The organism is Exiguobacterium sp. GL_137 (assembly GCF_057834585.1).
Map to the genome: position 1 here is coordinate 2953819 of NZ_CM174406.1, position 21536 is coordinate 2975354.

General features: G+C 48.5%; 19 protein-coding genes and 1 riboswitch. Of the genes, 10 read left to right on the top strand and 9 right to left on the bottom strand.

Annotated elements, in window-relative coordinates:
* Positions 1 to 11: 11 nt before the first annotated feature.
* Complete coding sequence (locus AC3IRK_RS15360; RefSeq protein ID WP_188004924.1) at positions 12 to 1595, top strand: Na+/H+ antiporter NhaC family protein; 1584 nt, start codon at positions 12 to 14, stop codon at positions 1593 to 1595.
* An 81-nt stretch (positions 1596 to 1676) separates the two neighbouring features.
* On the opposite strand, the gene htpG is transcribed toward AC3IRK_RS15360, so the two are convergent.
* Both htpG and AC3IRK_RS15370 read right to left on the bottom strand, forming a co-directional pair.
* Positions 1677 to 3542 (bottom strand): molecular chaperone HtpG, encoded by a 1866-nt coding sequence (htpG, locus tag AC3IRK_RS15365; protein ID WP_489170200.1) that lies wholly within the window; start codon positions 3540 to 3542, stop codon positions 1677 to 1679.
* A gap of 82 nt (positions 3543 to 3624) precedes the next feature.
* Complete coding sequence (locus AC3IRK_RS15370) at positions 3625 to 4497, bottom strand: hypothetical protein (RefSeq protein WP_489170201.1); 873 nt, start codon at positions 4495 to 4497, stop codon at positions 3625 to 3627.
* 147 nt (positions 4498 to 4644) lie between these two features.
* Between AC3IRK_RS15370 and AC3IRK_RS15375 the strand changes: the two genes are divergently transcribed.
* Positions 4645 to 5466 carry an SDR family oxidoreductase gene (locus AC3IRK_RS15375; protein ID WP_290828006.1) on the top strand — a complete coding sequence of 274 codons (822 nt, stop codon included), beginning with the start codon at positions 4645 to 4647 and terminating at the stop codon, positions 5464 to 5466.
* Between the two features lie 168 nt (positions 5467 to 5634).
* Entirely contained in the window at positions 5635 to 6792 is a 1158-nt protein-coding gene (locus AC3IRK_RS15380; RefSeq protein ID WP_489170202.1) for an ArgE/DapE family deacylase, read from the top strand.
* Positions 6793 to 7040: 248 nt separating this feature from the next.
* Here the strand turns inward: AC3IRK_RS15380 and AC3IRK_RS15385 are convergent, their stop codons facing one another.
* Positions 7041 to 7397 (bottom strand): hypothetical protein, encoded by a 357-nt coding sequence (locus AC3IRK_RS15385; protein ID WP_489170203.1) that lies wholly within the window; start codon positions 7395 to 7397, stop codon positions 7041 to 7043.
* Positions 7398 to 7493: 96 nt separating this feature from the next.
* Here AC3IRK_RS15385 and AC3IRK_RS15390 point away from each other — a divergent pair, with 96 nt between their 5' ends.
* The gene (locus tag AC3IRK_RS15390) at positions 7494 to 7916 is read left to right on the top strand and encodes a DUF1801 domain-containing protein (protein ID WP_489170204.1); all 423 of its coding nucleotides are present in this window, start codon (positions 7494 to 7496) and stop codon (positions 7914 to 7916) included.
* A gap of 64 nt (positions 7917 to 7980) precedes the next feature.
* Here the strand turns inward: AC3IRK_RS15390 and AC3IRK_RS15395 are convergent, their stop codons facing one another.
* Both AC3IRK_RS15395 and AC3IRK_RS15400 read right to left on the bottom strand, forming a co-directional pair.
* Positions 7981 to 9219 (bottom strand): MFS transporter, encoded by a 1239-nt coding sequence (locus AC3IRK_RS15395; RefSeq protein ID WP_026827079.1) that lies wholly within the window; start codon positions 9217 to 9219, stop codon positions 7981 to 7983.
* Between the two features lie 15 nt (positions 9220 to 9234).
* Positions 9235 to 9690: a CBS domain-containing protein gene (locus AC3IRK_RS15400; RefSeq protein ID WP_131503587.1), complete on the bottom strand. Its 456-nt coding sequence runs from the start codon at positions 9688 to 9690 to the stop codon at positions 9235 to 9237.
* Positions 9691 to 9876: 186 nt separating this feature from the next.
* Between AC3IRK_RS15400 and AC3IRK_RS15405 the strand changes: the two genes are divergently transcribed.
* A complete protein-coding gene (locus tag AC3IRK_RS15405; RefSeq protein WP_114596736.1) occupies positions 9877 to 10299 on the top strand; it encodes a MarR family winged helix-turn-helix transcriptional regulator in 423 nt (140 codons plus the stop codon).
* A gap of 89 nt (positions 10300 to 10388) precedes the next feature.
* Here the strand turns inward: AC3IRK_RS15405 and mmuM are convergent, their stop codons facing one another.
* The 4 genes from mmuM to AC3IRK_RS15425 form a co-directional block, all read right to left on the bottom strand.
* Positions 10389 to 11321 carry a homocysteine S-methyltransferase gene (mmuM, locus tag AC3IRK_RS15410; RefSeq protein ID WP_489170205.1) on the bottom strand — a complete coding sequence of 311 codons (933 nt, stop codon included), beginning with the start codon at positions 11319 to 11321 and terminating at the stop codon, positions 10389 to 10391.
* On the bottom strand, positions 11296 to 12696 hold the full coding sequence (locus AC3IRK_RS15415) for an amino acid permease (RefSeq protein WP_188004943.1): 1401 nt from the start codon (positions 12694 to 12696) through the stop codon (positions 11296 to 11298). The genes mmuM and AC3IRK_RS15415 overlap by 26 nt, the downstream gene beginning before the upstream one ends.
* A gap of 84 nt (positions 12697 to 12780) precedes the next feature.
* Positions 12781 to 12882, bottom strand: a riboswitch (SAM riboswitch).
* 109 nt (positions 12883 to 12991) lie between these two features.
* Positions 12992 to 14410, bottom strand: coding sequence for a polysaccharide pyruvyl transferase family protein (locus tag AC3IRK_RS15420; protein WP_188004944.1), 1419 nt, complete (start codon positions 14408 to 14410; stop codon positions 12992 to 12994).
* Positions 14411 to 14609: 199 nt separating this feature from the next.
* Positions 14610 to 15521, bottom strand: coding sequence for a ketopantoate reductase family protein (locus AC3IRK_RS15425; RefSeq protein ID WP_489170206.1), 912 nt, complete (start codon positions 15519 to 15521; stop codon positions 14610 to 14612).
* Between the two features lie 182 nt (positions 15522 to 15703).
* On the opposite strand from AC3IRK_RS15425, the gene AC3IRK_RS15430 reads away from it, so the two are divergent.
* The 5 genes from AC3IRK_RS15430 (at position 15704) to ahpC (ending at position 21528) form a co-directional block, all read left to right on the top strand.
* A complete protein-coding gene (locus AC3IRK_RS15430) occupies positions 15704 to 16420 on the top strand; it encodes a GntR family transcriptional regulator (RefSeq protein WP_131503591.1) in 717 nt (238 codons plus the stop codon).
* On the top strand, positions 16413 to 17954 hold the full coding sequence (gene gntK / locus AC3IRK_RS15435) for a gluconokinase (RefSeq protein WP_131503592.1): 1542 nt from the start codon (positions 16413 to 16415) through the stop codon (positions 17952 to 17954). The genes AC3IRK_RS15430 and gntK overlap by 8 nt, the downstream gene beginning before the upstream one ends.
* Positions 17955 to 17978: 24 nt before the next feature.
* A complete protein-coding gene (locus AC3IRK_RS15440; protein WP_026827070.1) occupies positions 17979 to 19325 on the top strand; it encodes a GntP family permease in 1347 nt (448 codons plus the stop codon).
* 18 nt (positions 19326 to 19343) lie between these two features.
* Positions 19344 to 20744 (top strand): decarboxylating NADP(+)-dependent phosphogluconate dehydrogenase, encoded by a 1401-nt coding sequence (gene gnd, locus AC3IRK_RS15445; RefSeq protein WP_489170207.1) that lies wholly within the window; start codon positions 19344 to 19346, stop codon positions 20742 to 20744.
* Between the two features lie 220 nt (positions 20745 to 20964).
* The gene (ahpC, locus tag AC3IRK_RS15450; RefSeq protein WP_012371860.1) at positions 20965 to 21528 is read left to right on the top strand and encodes an alkyl hydroperoxide reductase subunit C; all 564 of its coding nucleotides are present in this window, start codon (positions 20965 to 20967) and stop codon (positions 21526 to 21528) included.
* The last annotated feature ends 8 nt before the right edge of the window (positions 21529 to 21536 follow it).

The following is a 21536-nucleotide window of genomic DNA, read 5'->3' on the forward strand; positions in this document are numbered from 1 at the left end:
GAACCACAACAATGGTCAACTATTCAGATTCTATCGTTGCGCTTGTCCCGGCAATCGTTGCCATCGTTTTAGCAATTGTCACACGAAAAGTCGTCATTTCACTTGGTGTCGGCATTTTGATTGGTGCCTTACTGCTTCACAGCTTCAATCCGGTGGATACCGTTGTTTATCTCGGAAAAAACATCTTCAGTCTGTTTTGGGCAGACGGTGCGTTAAATGAATGGAATGTCTTATTACTCGTTTTCTTACTGTTACTCGGTGTCTTGTCTACACTGATACAAACATCCGGCGGTGCCCGTGCTTTCGGCGAATGGGCGACGACACATGTCAAGACGGCACGTGGTGCAAGGCTTGCCGCTTTCGGATTAGGTATTTTGATTTTCATCGATGATTACTTTAACAGTCTGGCCGTCGGAAATGTCAGTCGTCCGTTAACGGATCGTCGCGGTGTCTCGCGCGCCAAACTGGCGTATATCATCGATTCCACCGCTGCACCGGTCTGTGTCATCAGTCCATTATCGAGTTGGGGTGCATTCATCATCTCGATTATCGCAGGAATCTTGACGACCCATTCAATCACTGATTACTCGGCGTTCAGTGCGTTCCTGATGATTGTGCCGTTAAACTTCTACGCCATCTTCGCTTTGTTACTGACACTCTACATCGCCTATACGGGAATTGCCGTTGGACCGATGCGGACGCACGAGTTGCGGGCCTTACAAGGTGAATTGTTTGACGCCAACAAAGGGACACCAATGGGGATGGCAGAAGAAGTCAAGGAACACGATGGCGGTAAAGTCCGTGACTTGGTTGTTCCAATCGTCGTGTTAGTCATTGCGACCATCACAGCCCTTCTTTGGACAGGTGCCCAGGCACTTGCGGCTGACGATCGGCCTTTTTCGTTAATCGGCGCCTTTGAAGCAACAGACGTGACGCGCTCACTTGTTTCTGGTGTCATCATCAGTTTAGTCGTTGCGTTCCTGATGATGATCGGTCGGAAAATTCCGGCACGTGATTACCGCATCAGTATCTGGGCGGGCATGAAATCGATGTGGCCCGCTGTCGTTATTCTGTTGTTTGCCTGGACGATCATCGCGGTCATCGGTGACATGAAGACCGGGGATTATCTCGCAAGTTTCATCAGCAAATCGATTCCCGCTTCTTATCTGCCGTTCCTTCTATTCTTGATTGCCAGTATCATGGCATTCTCGACCGGAACGAGTTGGGGGACGTTCGGAATCATGTTACCGATCGGAGCCGATTTGATCATGGCGGTTGATCCAAGTCTGTTGTTACCAACACTTGCCGCTGTTCTTGCCGGATCTGTCTTCGGGGACCATTGTTCACCGATTTCCGATACGACGATTCTCAGTTCGACCGGTGCCGGTTCGCATCATATTGATCACGTCACGACCCAGTTGCCATATGCCTTGATTGGTGCAGTGACGTCGGCTGTCGGATATCTCGTACTCGGTGTCACCGGTTCGTCCCTATTCGGCTTCATCGGTGCCCTGATCGCCTTCGTGATTTTCCTCGTCATGCTGAACGTCCTGTCACGACGCGGCGAAGTCCCGTCGCAGCTACGTTCGGAGTAAGATGCAGTAAACACACCATCCAAAAAGCCGGACCTGATGAATTCATCGGGTCCGGCTTTCTTTATACGATTTTTTTTAATTTCAGACCATTAATGCGCAGACTTCGTTCGCAAACGCGACCGGATCTTCGATTGGTAGTCCCTCCATCAATAATGCTTGTTGATACATCAACTTCGTGTACCGCTCAAATTTCGGACGGTCTTCAACGTACGCTGATTCAATCGCCCGGAACACATCATGTGATGTATTTAATTCCAGGATTTTGACGGCGGCGACGTCCTGGTTGTTCGGCATCGCTTTGAGGATTTTCTCCATCTCGATCGATACTGCACCATCCGTTGCAAAGCAGACCGGATGTGATTTTAAGCGGGTCGAGGCTTTGACTTCTTTGACTTGTCCTGCCAGTACCTCCTGCATCGCTTTAAACATCTCGGCTTGTGTCTCGGTCGTTTCCGCCTGTTCCGTCTGTTCAATTCCGAGGTCGCTGCTCGTGACAGACTTAAACTCTTTTCCTTCATAGTTAAGAAGCATTTGAATGGCAAACTCATCGATTTCTTCCGTAAAGTACAGAATATCGAAGCCTTTATCTTTCACGAGCTCTGATTGCGGCAACTTATCCAACCGGTCCGTGCTTTCGCCTGACGCGTAATAGATATACTTTTGATCTTCCGGCATCGCGGCGACATACTCTGCAAGCGTCACTAATTTTTTCTCTTTAGCCGAATGGAACAGAACAAGGTCTTTCACCGTGTCCTTTTGCATCCCGTAATCGTTATAAATACCGAACTTTAATTGACGGCCGAATGCTTGGTAAAACGTCTCATATTTTTCGCGGTCGTCACGCAACAAGGCTTCGAGCTGCGTCTTGATCTTGCTTTGAATATTCTTCGCAATCAACTTCAACTGACGGTCGTGTTGCAACATTTCACGCGAAATGTTGAGCGATAAGTCTTCCGAATCGACCATTCCTTTGACGAAGCTGAAGTGATCCGGTAAGAGATCGCTGCATTTTTCCATGATTAAGACACCGTTCGCATACAGTTCGAGTCCTTTTTCGAACTCTTTTGAATAATAATCAAACGACGGTTGCTCGGGAATGAACAAAATGGACTGATAACGGACGGCTCCGTCAGCACTGATATGAATGTGTTTGATCGGCGCGTCAAATCCGTATCGTTTTTCCTGATAGAAGTTGCGGTAATCGTCATCCGTCAGCTCCCGTTTGTTTTTTCGCCAAATCGGCACCATGCTGTTGACCGTCTTCATGACCGTAACGGACTCAGTTTCGTCTGATCCGTCGACCGGACGCTGTTCCGTCTCCGCCATCTCAATCGGATAGCGGATGAAGTCGGAGTATTTCTTGATGATGGTCCGGAGGCGGTACGGTTCTAAATATTCATCGTAGTTCTCTTCTTCTTCGTTGGCTTTAATATGAAGTGTGATGTCTGTTCCGACCGTCTCTTTTTCGACCTCTTCAATCGTATACCCGTCGACTCCGCGTGACTCCCACTTGTAGGCGACATCACTGCCAAAGGGTTTCGTCACGACCGTAACGGTATCGGCGACCATAAAGGCGGAATAGAAACCAACACCGAACTGTCCGATGATGTCATGGCCGTCCTTTAATTCATTCTCCGCTTTAAAGGCGAGCGATCCGCTTTTCGCGATCGTTCCGAGGTTTTCTTCAAGTTCTTCTTTTGTCATCCCGATTCCCGTATCGCGCAAAATCAGTTGACGTGTTTCTTTATTCGGTTCAATCGTAATTTTGTAGGCTTCCTTGTCGAACGTGATTGTCTCGTCCGTCAACGCTTTATAATAAATTTTATCGATGGCGTCACTGGCGTTCGAAATCAACTCACGTAAAAAGATTTCCTTGTGTGTATAGATGGAATGAATCATCATTTGGAGCAATCGTTTCGATTCGGCTTTAAATTGTTTCGTTTCCATTTTCGATACCCCCTTTTACTTTTAGCACTCTATACAATAGAGTGCTAATTCATTTCCATTATTACGGATATGAAAACGACTGTCAATCCTCTACCGGGTAGAATTCAGCGAGTTTTTTCCGGACATGCTCTCCGATCTCCCGCAGCCCGTTCGTCGAGCCATACGTCCCATGACTTCGTCCATTTTCATCGACACGGCTGCCGAGACCGAGGAACTGTTCGCCCGGTTTAAAATGAAGTCCGATGACAGGCAAATCAAGTCCAGCCGAATACCCGAATTCAACGATAGCATCCGGATAATCGGGTAATGAGAAGGGATTTTCCCAGACGGTACTTGAATCCAGTTTCCGAAACCGGTCCGTATGCTCCCGGCCGAGTAAAATGATACCGTGCAAAGAAAACAGCGGCAGTAATTTCATGAAAAAGGTTTGTCCAAAAACGGATTGCTCCAGTTCCTGCCGCATCGAAATCGTCCCCATGTACCGTTTCGTCGGAAGCGGGAAAAAATCGGTATGGATGACAGACTGGAGAGAGGAATCGTACAGCGACGCCCCCAGTCCGTTTAAGAATCCTTCCAGTTTTCCACCCTGCTCCTTTCCGAACCAGGTTTTGTAGACATCTTTTTGTTTAAAGTAGTCATTAAACTTACGGATGCTTTGTTCCAGGTTGTCGTCGGTCAGATACGTCTCCAAAGACATGTCCGGCTCAAGTAAAAAGAACGGTCCCGTCGAATCAAAACGCAAAGTACCGTCTTTGGTTAAAAACTGTCCGGCGGACGGATTCGTCGCGACCGTCAGCCAGCTTTTTTTCGCCGCATTCCCAAACCATAAGACCGGCGTCGTTCCCTCAATCAGTTCCTCTTTCATCCGTCCATTCTTCAACTCGATCTGATGCTGAACGGCTTCGGTTAAGAGTTTTTTTGCCCGTTTTAACTGTCCGGATGTCAGCGTTCTCATTCCCTTCCTGTTGCGCTTTCCTGTTTGAGTTGTTCCCGTTCCTCCAAAACGTTAGACAGTTTGATGGGTTTAGTCCGATTGACGCAGGGAATGTTTCATAAGGTGAAGCACAACAACGGACATTATTTTTTTAGGAGGAGATTTTTTATGAAACGACTTGAAAACAAAGTAGCCGTCATTACCGGCTCAGCCACAGGAATCGGGCAGGCAACGGCACTCGTCTTTGCCGAACAGGGTGCGACAGTCGTCTGCGCGGACGTCGAGCTTGAAAAAGCACAAGCGACGGTAGAGAAAATCAAGGAAGCCGGCGGAAACGCCGAAGCCGTTCATGTCGATGTCTCACAAGTCGACAGCGTCAAACAACTCGCCGACCATCTAGAGTCTACATACGGAACGGTTGATGTCCTGTTCAACAATGCCGGGATTGATCAACAGGGAGGAAAGGTGCATGAATACCCGATCGAACTGTTTGATCAAATCATCGCTGTCGATTTACGCGGAACGTTCTTAACGAGTAAATTCGTCATTCCATTGATGCTGAAGAACGGCGGATCGATCATCAATACATCATCGATGTCGGGACGTGCAGCCGACTTGAACCGTTCCGGCTACAATGCTGCAAAAGGCGGCATTGCCAACTTCACACGGGCGATGGCAATTGATTATGCCCGCGATGGCATCCGCGTCAACTCGCTTTCACCGGGAACGATCGAAACACCGCTCATCGATACGCTTGTTGGCGGAAAAGAAGAAGAACAAGGAAAACAGTTCCGCGACGCTAACGCGTGGATCACACCACTCGGGCGTCTCGGTAAACCGCGTGAGATGGCGACGGTTGCCCTGTTCCTGGCGTCAGATGACAGTTCTTACGTCACGGGTGAAGACATCACGGCTGACGGCGGCATCATGGCCTATACGTGGCCGGGTGAAATGTTAATCGACGACAAATGGAAAACAGACGCGGAATAAGTGACGGGTTTTCTGTTCAGCACGATTCCTGATTCAGGAATCGTGTTTTTTTGTTCATTTTCAAACGGTTTGAGCCTAAGAAATTCGGTGCGCTTAAATGTTTTGGCCATTCGTTCACCTCACGCAACTACCTGAAAACGGGAACAGGACAGTAAAGGAGGAGAAATTATGCTTACAGAACCGATTACTTATTTGCAACGCTGTTTACAAATTCCAAGCACTAATCCACACGACGGGGAAGAGAACGTCGCAACCTATGTCTATGAATTACTGACTTCTCATGGTGTCCAGACAGACTGGATTGAAGTCTCTCCGAAACGGATTTGTCTTGTCGCCACGGTCGAGGCCGGTGCTGCTGCCGTTCATCCGAAAACAATTGGCTTCTCCGGTCATCTCGATACGGTACCGGTTAAAATCAGTGAATGGACAAAAGATCCGTTCGGCGGTGCCATCGAAGACGGACGCATCTACGGACGCGGTGCTTCTGACATGAAGTCCGGTGTGATGGCGATGGTCAGTATGATGATCGAATTAAATCAACGTGATGACTTGCCGAATCGTCTGAAGTTGCTGATTACATCGGATGAAGAAAACGGCATGACCGGAGCTCGCTATTTAACGGAACGTGGTGACGCCGATGATTTAGACGCCCTCTTGATCACGGAACCAACGAGCGGTTATCTCGGCTATGCCCAAAAAGGTGTCGTCGGTGTTGAAGTATCGTGTACGGGAAAAAGTGCTCACAGCTCTTCGCCCCAACTCGGTAAAAATGCCATCGATGATTTATATCGGGTCATCCGCGAAGTGAAATCCGACCGATTTACAATCACCGATCACAGTCACCCGGACCTTGGTCCGGTGGTCGCTTCCATCACGTCAATCACAGGCGGTGAAGGACCAAACGTCATTCCGAGCCGGGCTGCGTTTTATATGGATATCCGGACGATACCGGGCTTTGGACGGGAGCAGGTCTTGCAAGCGCTCGAAGAAGTCAATCAACGGCTGCATCAACAGGACGACAGCTTCTCGATGGAAGTCACGGTCATCAAGGACATCCCCTCCTGTGAGACGGACCGGAACGATCCGTTCTTACAGATTGTCGCGGACACGATGGAATCAATCCGGCAGCAGCCGACACAGCGCGTCGCAATTCCTGGCGGGACGGACGGTGCGATGTTCAGCCAGGCGGCCCGGAGCTTCCCGATTGCGGTCGCTTCGTTCCACGATTTCCGGCTGGCGCATCAAATCGATGAGTCGATTCCGCTGTCGGAATATGCGGAAACGATCGAGTTGTGTACGCGTCTTGCCCTGAAAACATATGTCTGAAAAGAGGCCGACTCAAAAAGGAATCTCTCATCTTTTCACGCCCTTTCCTCAGGCGAGACACAAGCCAGTTTCCCTGCCTGATTCAGACAGGAAAGCGGGTCTTGTTTGTCTCTGACAGCGCAAAAATGCACTTTTTCCTGTAGGAGTTGCGTGAAACGAGTGATTCCTGTTTAAATGAAAAAAGGGCGGCAGAATTAGAATCTGCCATCCTTTTCTTTGTAGGGAATGACTTTTGAGTCAGCCCCTTTTTAAGTATAGACACCAATCAAAGCGAGCGCTTGCCCAATATAACTCTGATCAGACGGCAGGACATGTTTCGGTTCACCGGCAAGACACCATTCGATCCGGACATGACCGAGCCGGTCGTAAATCAGCTCAAATGTAAAATCACCTTTTTCAAAAAAAACGATTCCCGGTAACTGTTCATGAACGATCCGAAATTCGCGGGCAAATCGGTCATACTCCGAAAAGGATAACGTCATTTGATGCAGCTTGATTTCTTGATGCCATATTTCCAGTTGCAATGTAGTCAAAGCTTGATTCACTTCGACGATGTGCCAGTCAATCGTCTCATCATATCCTGCAAACGAGATTATATGTTTCAATAGAATCACCTCTTTTTGAATGAATACCTGTCAGACAGGGAATGGTTTTGTATCGAATCGAAATGACTGTCGCCCACTCGCGAAAGGGGTTTTCTTATGACTAATCAGCAAAAGACGTTACCGACGGATCAAAGCGTCGATGGCTTTTTGAATACGATCACGCCATTGTCAAAACGGACAGACTGTGAACAATTACGACAGATTTTTGAAGAGATGACCGGGTATCCTGCCGTTATGTGGGGGGACACGATGATCGGATTTAGTCACTATCATTATCGATATTCTTCCGGACATGAAGGCGATTCATTTCTTGTCGGATTCTCGCCCCGCAAAGCGAACATCAGCCTCTATTTCGCAACAGGTCCGGAGCGCGAGCAGTTCCTGGTGCGTCTCGGCAAACATAAGAGCGGAAAAAGCTGTGTCTATATCAATAAACTAGCAGATGTCGACCTGCTTGTCTTAAGGGAACTGATTATCCATTCCGTCGCTTTTTTGGAAACGACGTATCCAAAACCCTGAGACTACTAAAAAAACGTCCCTTCTTCCGCTGATTTGGCGAAAGAAGGGACGTTTGCTGTTTAAATCAATGTCCACTATCTGCTGTGTCGATATGACGAATATGTTTGAGATTGACCCCGATGATGACGACAGACAGTAAGACGAACGCGCTACCGACATAAAACGGCAAGTTGGCGTTATAGATTTCAGCCAATTTACCGGCCATGAATGGCGCGATGGCTGCCCCGAGAAAACGTAAGAAACTGTATGCAGCGGATGCCGTCGAACGTTCGACCGGTGCTGCATCCATCACTGCCGTCGTAATCAAAGTATTGTTATTCCCGAGCACTGCCCCGGCAAGAATAACACAGACGATGACGACAGCTGGTGTTTCGGTAAAGATCCCCATTAATAACAACAAGACGGCGAACAAGAGCAGCATCAGTACCATTGCTTTGATTGTTCCGAGCCATTGTTTTAATTTTGGTGCTGTTAACACGGATGTCAGAGCAAGCAACATCCCCCAACCGAGAAAGACGAAGCCGAGCCCTTTTGCCGGTAATTTCATGACGAACGGTGCATAGGCCATGATCGTAAAGAAGCCGACGTTATACAAGGCTGCAACGATTCCAAGTGTCAGTAAAGACCGGTGTTTCATGGCCTGGAACGGTGCAATCAATGAAATCTTTTTCGCTGGTGTCGCTGTTGCGACCGGTTTCGGCATCAGGAATAACAACACGAGGAACGCGATGACCATGATCGTCGCAACACCCATGAAAGGCGCGCGCCATGTGATCGAACCGAGTGTTCCACCGAGCAGTGGACCGATTGAAATCCCGAGACCGACTGCCGCTTCATATAAGATGATCGCTTTCGCTGTTCCACCGGATGAAAGGGAAACAATCGCTGCGAGTGCTGTCGCGACGAACAGTGCATTTCCGAGTCCCCAACCGCCGCGTAACGCGACAAGTGTCCAAATACTGTCGGCCTGTGACGCAAAACCGGCAACAGTTGCGATAACCGCAATCCCGAGCATCAATGTCCCCTTTTGACCAATCCGTGAAGAAATCGCGCCGGTAATCAGCATCGCAAATGCCATGACGGCGTTATAACTTGTAAATAGTAGCGTAACTTCACTTTTTGATGCTTCGAGGTTTTCGGCAATCGTCGGTAGGACCGGATTGACGAGCCCCATTCCCATGAATGCCGTGATACTGGCAAAGAATACCGCCCAAACAGCAATCGGTTGATGCAGTAAACCGTGTTTGCTTTCCGATAGAACTGTTTCAGGCGCAAGTGTCGTTGTTTTTTCCGCAAGAGCCATATAAATCCTTCTTTCTTAAATAAACTGTTTAAACGAATGACGGATGACGTCACCGCGACTGATGATTCCGACGAGCTTGCCGTCTTTTAGAATCGGTAATTTTTTAATTCGTTTTGAACCGAGTGTCGCTGCAATTTCTTCCATCTCGGTTTCTGTCGTCGCTGTCACGACTTTCCGGCGTGCCATGTCCATGACAGGACGCGTCAGGATGTGACGGACGCGCTCTTCATAGTTTTCATCATCGCCTTTGATGACATCGACATATAAAAACGTATCGACAATGATGTCTTTATGTTTGCCGATGGCCCGCATGATATCGCCGTCGCTGATGTAGCCGACGACTTCCTGCTCTCCGTTGACGACCGGAACCCCACTGATACCGGATGTGATAAAACGTTCTACTACCGTCCGGATCGTATCCTGTTCATTGACCGTAATGACGGTTTCTTTCATCGATTGATAAGCTTTCATCAGAATTCTCCTTCATCAGACGCTGTAATTAAAATAAGTTCATAACAACAAGTTTCAAGATACAATTAAATAACATTTATGATTGTATAATACAACTATAATCCTGTCAAGAAGCCTGCCTTTGATTGACAGAGGACAGCCCGTGCGTAATGATGAGGGCAATGAATGCTAATGAGAGGTGACAATATGTCGAATCAATCCCTGGAAACAATTGAACTGGAACTGGCGATTCTTATTCGTCGTTTAACGACGGCAACGGCCGATAATCGGAACCTGGACCGTGCTTCCTATTTACTCTTGCGCCAGTTATCCGACTCCGGTCAAGTCGGTGTCAAAACCCTTGCCCGTGAGTTGCAACTCGACGTCTCGACCGTCAGCCGACAAGCGGCTGCGCTCGATCAGAAAAAATTAGTCGAAAAAATAAAAGACCCAACAGACGGCCGGGCCTTCTTTTACAACATCACAGATTACGGTCAACAAGAGCTCGAAATTTACCGGACAGCCCGTTTAACGAGCATCGAACGGTTATTACATGACTGGCCGGATGAAGATGCCGAATCGTTCGGTCGGTTGCTGAAACAGTTCAACCAAGCGTTACGGGAACGGTGAGTTTCTGAAAATACGAAATATCAGTCTAAAAAGAGGACGGATGCAAAATTCCGCTCTCTTTTTTTGTCCTTATTAGACATGACTTCCGGTTAACCGATTGTCACCTTCTGTTGAATCCGCTCAATCTGCTCGGGTGTCGTACGGCAACATCCGCCGATCAACCGGGCACCTGCGGCATACCATTCCGGAGCAATGTCTTCGAAAGCCGTACACACTGCTTCACCGGACCAGGTCTTACTGACCGGATCATACTGCTCACCGGAATTCGGATAGACGATAATCGGTACATCGGTCAGTTGTTTTAATGTCGTGATGAACTCTGTCGCAATCGATGCCGGAAAACAGTTCGCGCCGATTGCCGCCAGTTGCGGGTGCTCCCCTAATGCCTTGATACACTCACTCAACGATGTTCCTTCACTGATGTGTGTTGCGTCACGCAGGGAAAAGGCAAGCCAGGCCGACTGATCCGGAAATTCTTCGAGCAGCCGGAACAGCACTTCGGCTTCCTGCAAGGAGGGAATCGTCTCAAATGCCAACACGTCCGCACCTGCCGCGATTAACGCTTCCAGACGAGGACGGTGGAAAGCTTCAAGTTGCGCATCGTCGACTCCGTAATGACCGATGTATTCGGATCCGTCCGAAAGATAGGCACCGTAAGGACCAATCGATCCCGCAATCAAAGCGTGATCCGCTGCCGGTCCGGTTTCCGCACGCGCCTGCTGTGCCAGATAGACCGTTTGTTTCATCAGTTCAATCGCTTCCTCTTCTTTAATCCCCCGGCTGCTGAAGCCGGCGACACTCGCTTGGTAGCTGGACGTGATGGCACAATCCGCCCCGATTTTAAAATAATCCGCATGGACGCGGTGAATCTGTTCCGGTTCTTCAAGCAGTACACGGGCCGACCAAAGCGGATCATCGAGATTTCTCCCATGGCGTTCAAGTTCCGTCGCCAGTGCTCCGTCCAATAAAATATAGGGTTTTTCTTTTAACAGTCGTTCAACTGGATTGTTGTTCTTTGACATCTTCCACACTCCGTTTCCATGATGTTTTTGTCAGATGATGAACGATGTAACAGACCGCGATAAACGGAACCCCGAAATAGAGGGCGACCCGTTGCGTCGGATCAAAGGCGATTCCGATCAATGAAGCCAAACACATTAAAAACGACAGAATCGGTACAAACGGATACCAGGGCGTCCGGTAAACCAAATCGTTTAGATCATGCCCCTCTTGCAGATAGCGCTTGCGGAACATGAACTGTGAGGCGCTGATACTCATCCAGACAACGACGACTGCCAGTCCCGAGATCGAGACAAGCGCAATGTAGACGGAACCCGGTGCATAGACGCTGGAGAACAGGGCAAGCAGACCACCGAGCATACTGAAGAGAACGGCACGTATCGGCACTCCGCTCGCATTTAATTTAGAAAAGTACGGCGTAATCATCCGTTGATCGGATAAAGACCAGAGCATCCGTGATGCGGCGTACAGACCCGAGTTCGCTGCTGACAAAATCGCGGTCAGGATGACGAAGTTCATGATGTCTGCTGCAAACGGAAGACCGATCCGTTCAAACACAGCAACGAATGGACTTTCAAGCACTCCTTTTGAATCATTTGGTAACAGAATCGCAAGAACAATGATCGTCCCGACAAAAAATAAGACGAGCCGGAAGACTGTTGTTCGAATGGCGAGAGGAACCGTCCGTTTCGGATCGACCGCCTCACCTGCTGCAATCCCGATTAACTCTGTTCCGGAATAGGCAAAGTTAACGGCAAGCATCGTCATCAAGATCGCGAACGCTCCGTTCGGAAACAGGCCCCCCTCCGTCAACGGAGCGAGAAGCGGTGCTTGTGAGCCGTCCGCGAGGGGCAAGAATCCGACGATTGCTGCTGTTCCTAAGACGATGAACACTAAAATCGTCAGCACCTTGACGGCAGAAAACCAAAATTCAACTTCCGCGAACAAGCGGACCGTCAAGACATTGATGCCTAAAATCATGACGACGAATAAAGCACTGAACAGCCAGACCGGAACATCCGGAAACCAGCGTTGCATCAATAAACCGGCTGCCGTAAATTCCGAACCGAGCGCGACCGTCCAAGTCAGCCAGTAAAGCCAGGCGACGGTATAGCCTGTTCCGGATCCAATATATTTCGTCGCGTAGCTGTGAAAGGCACCCGTCTCCGGCATATGTACCGCCAGCTCCCCTAGACAAAGCATTACCAGATAAACCGCCAGCGCTCCGACCAGGTAAGATAAAATCGTGCCGACCCGACCGGCCTGCTCGAGCGTATAGCCTGTACTTAAAAATAATCCGGTCCCGATGACACCTCCGAGTGACAACATGACGATATGCCGGGATTCCATTTTCCGCCGAAACGTTCCTTCTTTCATTGCTCCTCCACACTCCTCTTTTTCTCGTTAAACTAAAAAAAAACGCACCCACATGCATGGGTGCGTCGGTCGACAATCAAAGGAAGCTTATCGATCGGGTACAACACCCGCAGGAATTAGCACAGTATCTTTCGACCTGTTGCTGAGGCTTCAAAGGGCCAGTCCCTCCACCTCTCTGGATAAGAATGTAATTTTTCATAACAGTACCAACCCTGTTTTGAATTGTCAACACAATTCAGAATTTATCATGTAAAAAAAAACGCCTTACACCAAAACGGTATAAGACGTCTGTCGCTTATTTCTTCGCAAACAAATCAGCTGTCTTCAATGCCATGCGAACCGCTTTCCGGTTCAATGTGCCTTGTTGATGCTTCATTTCTTTTGTTTGACTGTTCAACTTGCCTTGAAGTGATTTGATTTTCTTATCTTTTTCAGCCATTTTCGCTTTATCGCGTTTTTGAGCTGCCACGATTTTTTGTTCTTCTGCTGGGAAGTATGATTCAAAACGTGAAACAGCTTCTTCGATACTGATTCCTGTGATCGGTTTAACGACCGGAAGCAACTCTGCTTTGGCCATTTCACGATCAAACGGAACGTTCTCCGGATAGTTCGTTTCTTTGTAGATGTGTTCTAGATCATTTGTATTCAGGAATTCCACGAAGTTATCAAAGTTACGTGCTTGAACACGTGTCGGACTCTGGAAGTCAGCCGACTCAATCACATCCGACAAGCGTGTGCTGTCTGTGATGTCATTTGCCCAAATGTGTGTCAATTGGTGATAATCCGTTAATTCGCGCATCCGTGCATCTTTCGGAATCAGAATACTTGGCGTTCCGGCAAGTGTTGCCGTGATGTTACCGTGAAGACGTGCTCCGAAGCTGAAGTCAGCTTCTTTCAAGAAGTCGATCCATGTCTGCGCGTTTAAGAAGAAGCGGACACGGTCGTTCATGTAAGTCGGATCCGACATCTTGACCGGATAGTTCGTGACGGATAAGTCAGCAATCGGATGTGTTCCTGTGTACGTCAAACGCAACTCTTTCATCCATTGCGGGATGAAGTAGTGGTTCGGGTACTCTTCCATTCCGCGTGTGATGAAGTTAAGGACGTTTTGCGGTGCAAGACGTGACGAGTTGACACCGATCATTGAATCTTTTGTGATATTCGTTTCACGAATTTTCAAATCACGACCAAACGCATACATCGATGGGCAACCGATGACTTTGTGATCGATTCCTTCGCGGAAACCAAGACGCGTCAAATATTTTGATGTGATTTCGCCGCGAAGTCCAAGCATGCTTGAGCGCTCAAGAACTGCGCTGACAAACGCTTTAACGTCTTCATCAAATGAGAAACCGTCGTTTAAATTCGCTTCAAACGGTGCGCGTAAACCGACACCGATGACGACGACCGGAATCTTTAGTTTTTTAATCAATTTTGTATATTTACGAAGTGTCGGGACGAATTCTTTACGGAATGCATCAGCGAGTGGAATGACATATAAATCGAAGTTCGCATTGATTTCATCTGCACGCTCTTCTTCATAGTAGTAGTAATCCGGTGTGATCGTCGTGCCCTCTGTCATCAAGGTGCGGAAAATACTGTATTGATAAATCAGGTTTCCGACGTTCCCTCCGATTGAGTTATGCTTCATCAAATATTCTGCGTCGAACTGTTCAAACGGTGTCATACCCGCACGGATAATAATACGTTTCATGTAAAATAATTCCCCTCTCACTTCTGTTTTCATTTAAAAAATATAAAATATATTTTGCTTTTTTAACCATCTTGTCTTTTCAAGGATAGTTGAATGCAATTCAGCAAGTCAACGAATAGCTGAAAATTACACATTATTGTGGATTATGAAAAATATAGGCTCAATATAACCTAACAAACTTTCCCTATATAACAATTAGTTAAACATCTTTTCTCGACATACGATAAATTTCGAGATTTGCATAAATCGCCGGCAACATCACTTGCGTCGCTTCATCTTTCGAAAGAAGTGTGCCGAACAAATGAGCTGACTCGACTTCATTACCTTTCTCCATGTCACGTTGTAAGGACGACTTCATCGTTTCATCCATTTGTGCGATCTGTTGCTGTTGGATCTGTTCAATCCCATCACTGAACACAGCACCTTGGCGTTCCATCGCTTCTTTGGCTTCCGTTGCCAGGCGGCGGATCATCATCATTCCTTCTTCCTGCGAACGAATCGGACCGATTGCTGAACGGAAAAGCGACGTCACACCGGAAAACGTCGTGATGAACAGATACTTATTCCACATATCGCTGGTAATCGAGTCCGAGTATTTAATCGGCGCTAGTGTCCCCTCTAGGTGCTGCTTCAGTTCTTCCAAACGGTCTGGCCGGGTTCCCGGCAATGGACCAAATAACAGATGGTGGGACGGACTCGTCTGAAGGATACGTCCTTGTGCATCAAGCGTCGATTCAATAAAGCAGAGTCCACCCAACACATGCTGTTCTCCAAACCGGTCCACTAACTGTTTCAAATGTGCCATGCCGTTTAAGAGCGGTAGGATATATGTATGTTCCGAAACAAAAGGTGCGATATCGTGCAACACTTGTTCCAAATGATAGGCTTTTGTCGACAAGAGAATCACATCAAAGGTCTCGTCTGCCCCTGCTTCAATTAAACGTGGCGTAAGATGGATATCACCATGCAGACTGTTAATTTCGAGTCCTGATGTTTTTAACTCCTGTAATCGCTGCTCCCGAACTAAAAATGTGACGTCTTCCCCTTTTTCCGCCAATCGTGCCCCGAAATAACCACCGACGGCACCGGCACCAACTACTAAAATTTTCATTTTATCCCTCCATCTGACTGATGTCTTACGATCTGTTCTACGCTTTCGTTCTCTAGCCTATCACATCGAAAAGTCGTAATTTTGATAAAGATGACAATTTAATTAAAGCGCTTGCATTTTAGTTTTCCTCGTTTATACTACTTGTATACAAGTATACTTATTCGACAAAGAGGGTGTTTTTTATGTCCGATCTTTTATACCCGATTAAATGGTTATCAAAAGCCTCCGCCGGTGATCGTGTCGCCCATGAACTGCGCATGCGGATCATTTCCGGCAAGATTGAGAGCGGTACCGTCTTATCTGAAAACAAATTAGCCGCTGATTTTTCCGTCAGCCGATCTCCTGTCCGGGATGCCCTGAAGGTGTTGGCGTCAGAACGCATCATCCGGCTGGAACGGATGGGCGCCGTTGTCGTCGGACTGTCCAAACAAGACATCCAGGAAATTTACGATGTCCGTCTTTTAATCGAGACGTTCGTCTTCGAGCGGATTGTTAAGATGAATCGTCAGGATTTGGTTCGGGAGCTAAGCAAGGTGCTTGAAATGATGAAGATTGCCGTCAAATACAAAGACGCAGATGAATTTTCATATCAGGATGTTCTGTTCCATGAAACAATCATCCGGTCGATTGACCACGGATACGTCAGCATGATGTGGCAGAATCTCAAACCTGTCATGGAAAGCTTCATCCTGCTGTCGATGCGTCAACGAATCGAAGACGACATCGAAGATTTTGACCGAATTCTCGAGAACCATGCACTCTACATCGAAGCAATCGAAACCGGCGACCGCAAACGAATGATTGCTTCGCTCCATCAGAACTTCGATGATGTGCAAGAAGTTGAGGATTTATGGAAATCGCAACAACTGATGACGAAAGGAGTCGAACCACATGACTGAACACATGTTAGGGATTGATATCGGGACGACGAGCACCAAAGCCGTACTCTTTACGACAAAAGGGGAAGTCGTCGGACAAACGAATGTCGGTTATCCGCTGCATACCCCGAATCGTTCGACGGCGGAACAGGATCCGGAAGAAATTTTCCATGCCGTGCTCGAAAGCATCCGGTTGATGACGAAACAACATCCGATGGAGCAACCGAAGTTCGTCGCCTTCAGCAGTGCGATGCACAGCTTGATTGCGATGGATGAACACGATCAACCGCTGACCGCCTGCATCACGTGGGCTGACAGCCGGAGCGAAGTCTGGTCGAACCGAATCAAGGAACAGTACGGTTACTCGATTTATCACCGCACCGGAACTCCGGTCCATCCGATGTCGCCGCTCAGTAAGATTTGCTGGCTCGTCGAAGAACATCCGGACATTGCCGCGCGAACGAAAAAATACATCGGCATCAAGGAATTTGTCTTCCAGCGTCTGTTTGGACAATACGTCATCGACCATTCACTCGCTTCAGCGACCGGTTTATTCAACATCCATGATCTTGACTGGGATGCGGAAGCGTTGCAGGTCGCAGGCATTGATGCAACCAAATTGTCGCGACCGGTTTCGACGACGACGTCCTTTACCGACATGTCAGCGGATTACGCCAAACAAACCGGCTTGAATCCGGCAACACCGTTTCTGATCGGGGCAAGCGACGGCGTCCTGTCGAATCTCGGCGTCAATGCGATCCGGAAAGGCGAAATCGCCATTACGATTGGAACGAGCGGCGCCATCCGGACGATCATCGACCGTCCGCAAACGGATGAAAAAGGCCGGATCTTCTGTTACGCCTTAACCGAAAACCATTGGGTCATCGGTGGACCGGTCAATAACGGTGGCATGGTCTTACGCTGGATTCGTGACGAACTGGCCTCGGCGGAAGTCGAGACCGCGAAACGTCTTGGCATTGATCCATATGCCGTCCTGACGAAAATCGCCGAACGCGTCCGTCCGGGATCAGACGGTTTACTGTTCCATCCGTATCTGTCGGGCGAACGGGCTCCGCTTTGGAACCCGGATGTCAGCGGTTCGTTCTTCGGCTTGACGTTATCGCACAAAAAGGAACATATGATTCGGGCCGCCCTGGAAGGTGTCATTTATAACTTGTACACTGTCTTCCTGGCGTTAATCGAATGTATGGATGGTCCGGTCACACGGATTCAGGCAACCGGGGGGTTCGCCCGTTCTGAAGTGTGGCGTCAAATGATGGCGGATATTTTCGAGTCAGAAGTCGTCATTCCGGAAAGTTTTGAAAGTTCATGTCTCGGGGCCTGTATTCTCGGATTGTATGCGACAGGGGAAGTCGATTCGTTCGAGGTGGCAGCAGATATGATCGGCGATACACATCGCCATGTGCCGAATGAGGAAGCAATGCACGAATACCGTCAGTTGTTACCGATCTTCATCAGTTTGGCGCGCGTTCTCGAAACCGATTACCGACGCATCGCTACGTATCAACGGGGTTTGATTCAAAAAGAAATTTAATTTAACGTTTTTGGGGGAAGTCACATGCCATTAGTCATTGTTGCCATCGGGATTGTTCTGTTACTCGTTTTAATTATGGGGTTAAAATTAAATACGTTCGTTTCGTTAATCATCGTCTCGTTTGTCGTCGCTTTACTGCTCGGAATGCCGCTTGATCAAATCGTCACGACGATTGAAGCCGGTCTCGGCGGAACGCTTGGTCACCTCGCCTTGATCTTCGGGCTCGGTGCCATGCTCGGAAAATTGATTGCCGACGCAGGGGGTGCGCAACGAATCGCGATGACGCTTGTCGCGAAGTTTGGGGAAAAGAATATCCAATGGGCTGTCGTCGTCGCATCATTCATCATCGGGATCGCGTTATTCTTTGAAGTTGGACTGGTGTTATTGATTCCAATCGTCTTTGCCATCTCACGTCAGTTGCGCGTCTCGATCCTGTATCTCGGAATTCCAATGGTCGCTGCGTTATCGGTCACTCACGGTTTCCTGCCGCCACACCCGGGGCCGACCGTCATCGCCGGGGAGTACGGGGCCGATCTGGGACAAGTTCTCTTATACGGCTTTATCGTGGCCGTGCCGACCGTCATCATCGCCGGTCCGATCTTTACAAAAATCGCGAAACGGATCGTACCGGAATCATTCAAAAAAACCGGCAACATTGCGTCACTCGGGGAACAAAAAGAATTTAATTTAGACGAGACACCAGGATTCGGGATCAGTGTTTTCACAGCGATGCTGCCTGTCCTCCTGATGTCGATCGCAACGATTTTAACGTTATTGCAAAAAACGCTTGGTTGGGAAAGTAACTCTGTTTTATCTGCCGTTCAATTCATCGGAAACGCGTCAACAGCGATGTTGATTTCCTTACTCGTCGCCATCTACACGATGGGACTGGCACGTCAGATTCCGATCAAAACCGTCATGGATTCTTGTACGACGGCCATCACACAAATCGGGATGATGCTACTGATCATCGGCGGCGGTGGTGCCTTCAAGCAGGTCCTGATTGACGGCGGTGTTGGTAAGTTCGTCGCTCAGATGTTTGAAGATACGACATTATCACCGATTTTACTCGCCTGGATCATCGCCGCCATCTTACGGATTTCACTCGGTTCGGCAACCGTCGCTTCACTGACGACAGCCGGGCTCGTCATTCCGTTGCTCGGTCAATCGGATGTCAATCTCGCACTTGTCGTCCTTGCGACAGGAGCCGGCAGTTTGATCGCTTCACACGTCAACGATGCCGGATTCTGGATGTTTAAAGAATATTTCGGATTAACGATGAAAGAAACTTTCGCGACATGGACCTTGCTTGAGACAATCATTTCCGTCTTCGGACTTGGATTCGTTCTCCTGCTCAGTCTCGTCGTCTAAAAAAGGAGTCGGTATACTATGCTACATTCAATCGGAGTCATCGGACTCGGCGTCATGGGGCGCAACATCGCCCTCAACATGGCAAGTCATCAGGAAGATGTCGCTGTCTATAACTACACACGTGATTTAACGGACGACTTAATGGCACATAACGAAGGATTGTCGCTACATCCTTATTACGAGGTGGCAGATTTTGTCCAATCCCTTGCCCGTCCACGAAAAATTTTCGTCATGGTCACGGCCGGAAGCGCCATTGATTCGGTCATCGAGTCGCTGATTCCGCACCTCGAAACAGGCGACATCATCATGGATGGCGGGAATTCGCATTTCCATGATACGGAACGCCGCTTCGATCAGTTGCAACAACACGGAATCGAATACATCGGTGTCGGTGTCTCCGGCGGTGAAGTCGGTGCCCGGACCGGTCCTGCCATCATGCCGGGCGGAACAAAAGAAGCGTACGAGCAAGTCGCACCGATTTTAACGAAGATTGCCGCCAAAGTGAACGGTGAGCCGTGCTGCGTCTACATCGGACCAAAAGGGGCCGGTCATTTCGTCAAGATGGTCCATAACGGGATCGAATACGCCGACATGCAGCTGATCGCGGAAGCGTACAGTTTCCTCCGGGTCCGTCTCGGCCTTGACGTTGAAGAAATCGCGGATGTCTTCGCATCTTGGAATGAAGGCGAGCTGAAAAGTTATCTGATCGAGATTACGGCCGATATTCTCCGCAAAAAAGATGATAAGACCGGTTTTCCGTTGATCGATGTCATCTTGGACCAAGCCGGTCAAAAAGGGACAGGCAAATGGACGAGCATGCAATCGATTGATAACGGGATTGCTTCGTCCATCATCACGGAAGCCCTCTTCGCCCGCTATCTCTCGGCTGTCAAAGAAGAACGTGTCGCCGCTGCTACCGTCCTCGGTGGACCGGAAACCCGTGAGACGCTCGACAAAGAAGTCTGGATCGAACGGATCCGCCAAGCCCTCTACATGGGGAAAATCGCGGCTTACGCCCAAGGCTTCACACAGTACCGAACATCATCCGAACTGTATGACTGGAACTTGCGCCTCGAGGAAATCGCTTTGATTTTCCGCGGCGGCTGTATCATCCGTGCCGAGTTCCTCAATGTCATCAGTGAGGCGTTTGCGAAAGACGAGTCGCTTGCGAACTTAATGCTTGCACCGTACTTCGCGGACAAAGTTCAGGACTATCAAACGTCACTGCGTCAGGTGGTCGCTGAAAGTTCATTATCCGGACTCGCTGCTCCGTGTCTCAGCACATCGCTGACGTATTACGACAGCTACCGGACGGCGAACTCCAATGCGAACATCCTGCAAGCCCAGCGTGATTATTTCGGAGCCCATACGTATGCCCGGACCGATCGCGAAGGAACGTTCCATACGGACTGGCAGTAACTTATACAGCTTCCATTTCCTGTTTCATTTAAGGAAATGGAAGTTCTTTTTTTGTTCACACTTTGTTTATCAGAATAGGAAATTGCAGGTTATGTCTTGACAAAACTGAGCGTCTATATGAAATTAGTATTAGATTAGAATTATTCTAGTGTGATAGATACAGTTGTTACTTTCTACTAGAACAGATTCTTAAATAGAACCCAACAGGAGGATTTTTATCATGTCTTTAATCGGAAGTGAAGTAAAACCATTTAGTGCATCAGCATTCCACAACGGAGAGTTCGTCGATCTTACAGATGCCAACCTTCGTGGAAAATGGAGTGTCGTTTGTTTCTACCCAGCAGACTTTACATTCGTTTGCCCGACTGAGCTCGAAGATCTTCAAAACCAATATGCAACACTCAAAGCGCTTGACGTTGAAGTTTACTCGGTTTCAACAGACACGCACTTTACACATAAAGCATGGCACGAAACTTCAGAAACAATCGGTAAAATCGAGTACGTCATGATTGGTGACCCGTCACACGTCATCTCACGTAACTTCGAAGTCTTAAACGAGCAAGACGGACTGGCTGACCGCGGAACGTTCATCATCGATCCGGACGGCGTCATCCAAACGGTTGAAATCAACGCAGGCGGAATCGGCCGTGATGCAAGCACACTCGTCAACAAAATCAAAGCAGCACAATATGTACGCAACAACCCAGGCGAAGTTTGCCCAGCGAAATGGGAAGAAGGTTCTGCAACACTTACACCGAGCCTTGATCTCGTCGGAAAAATTTAAGGAGCGGA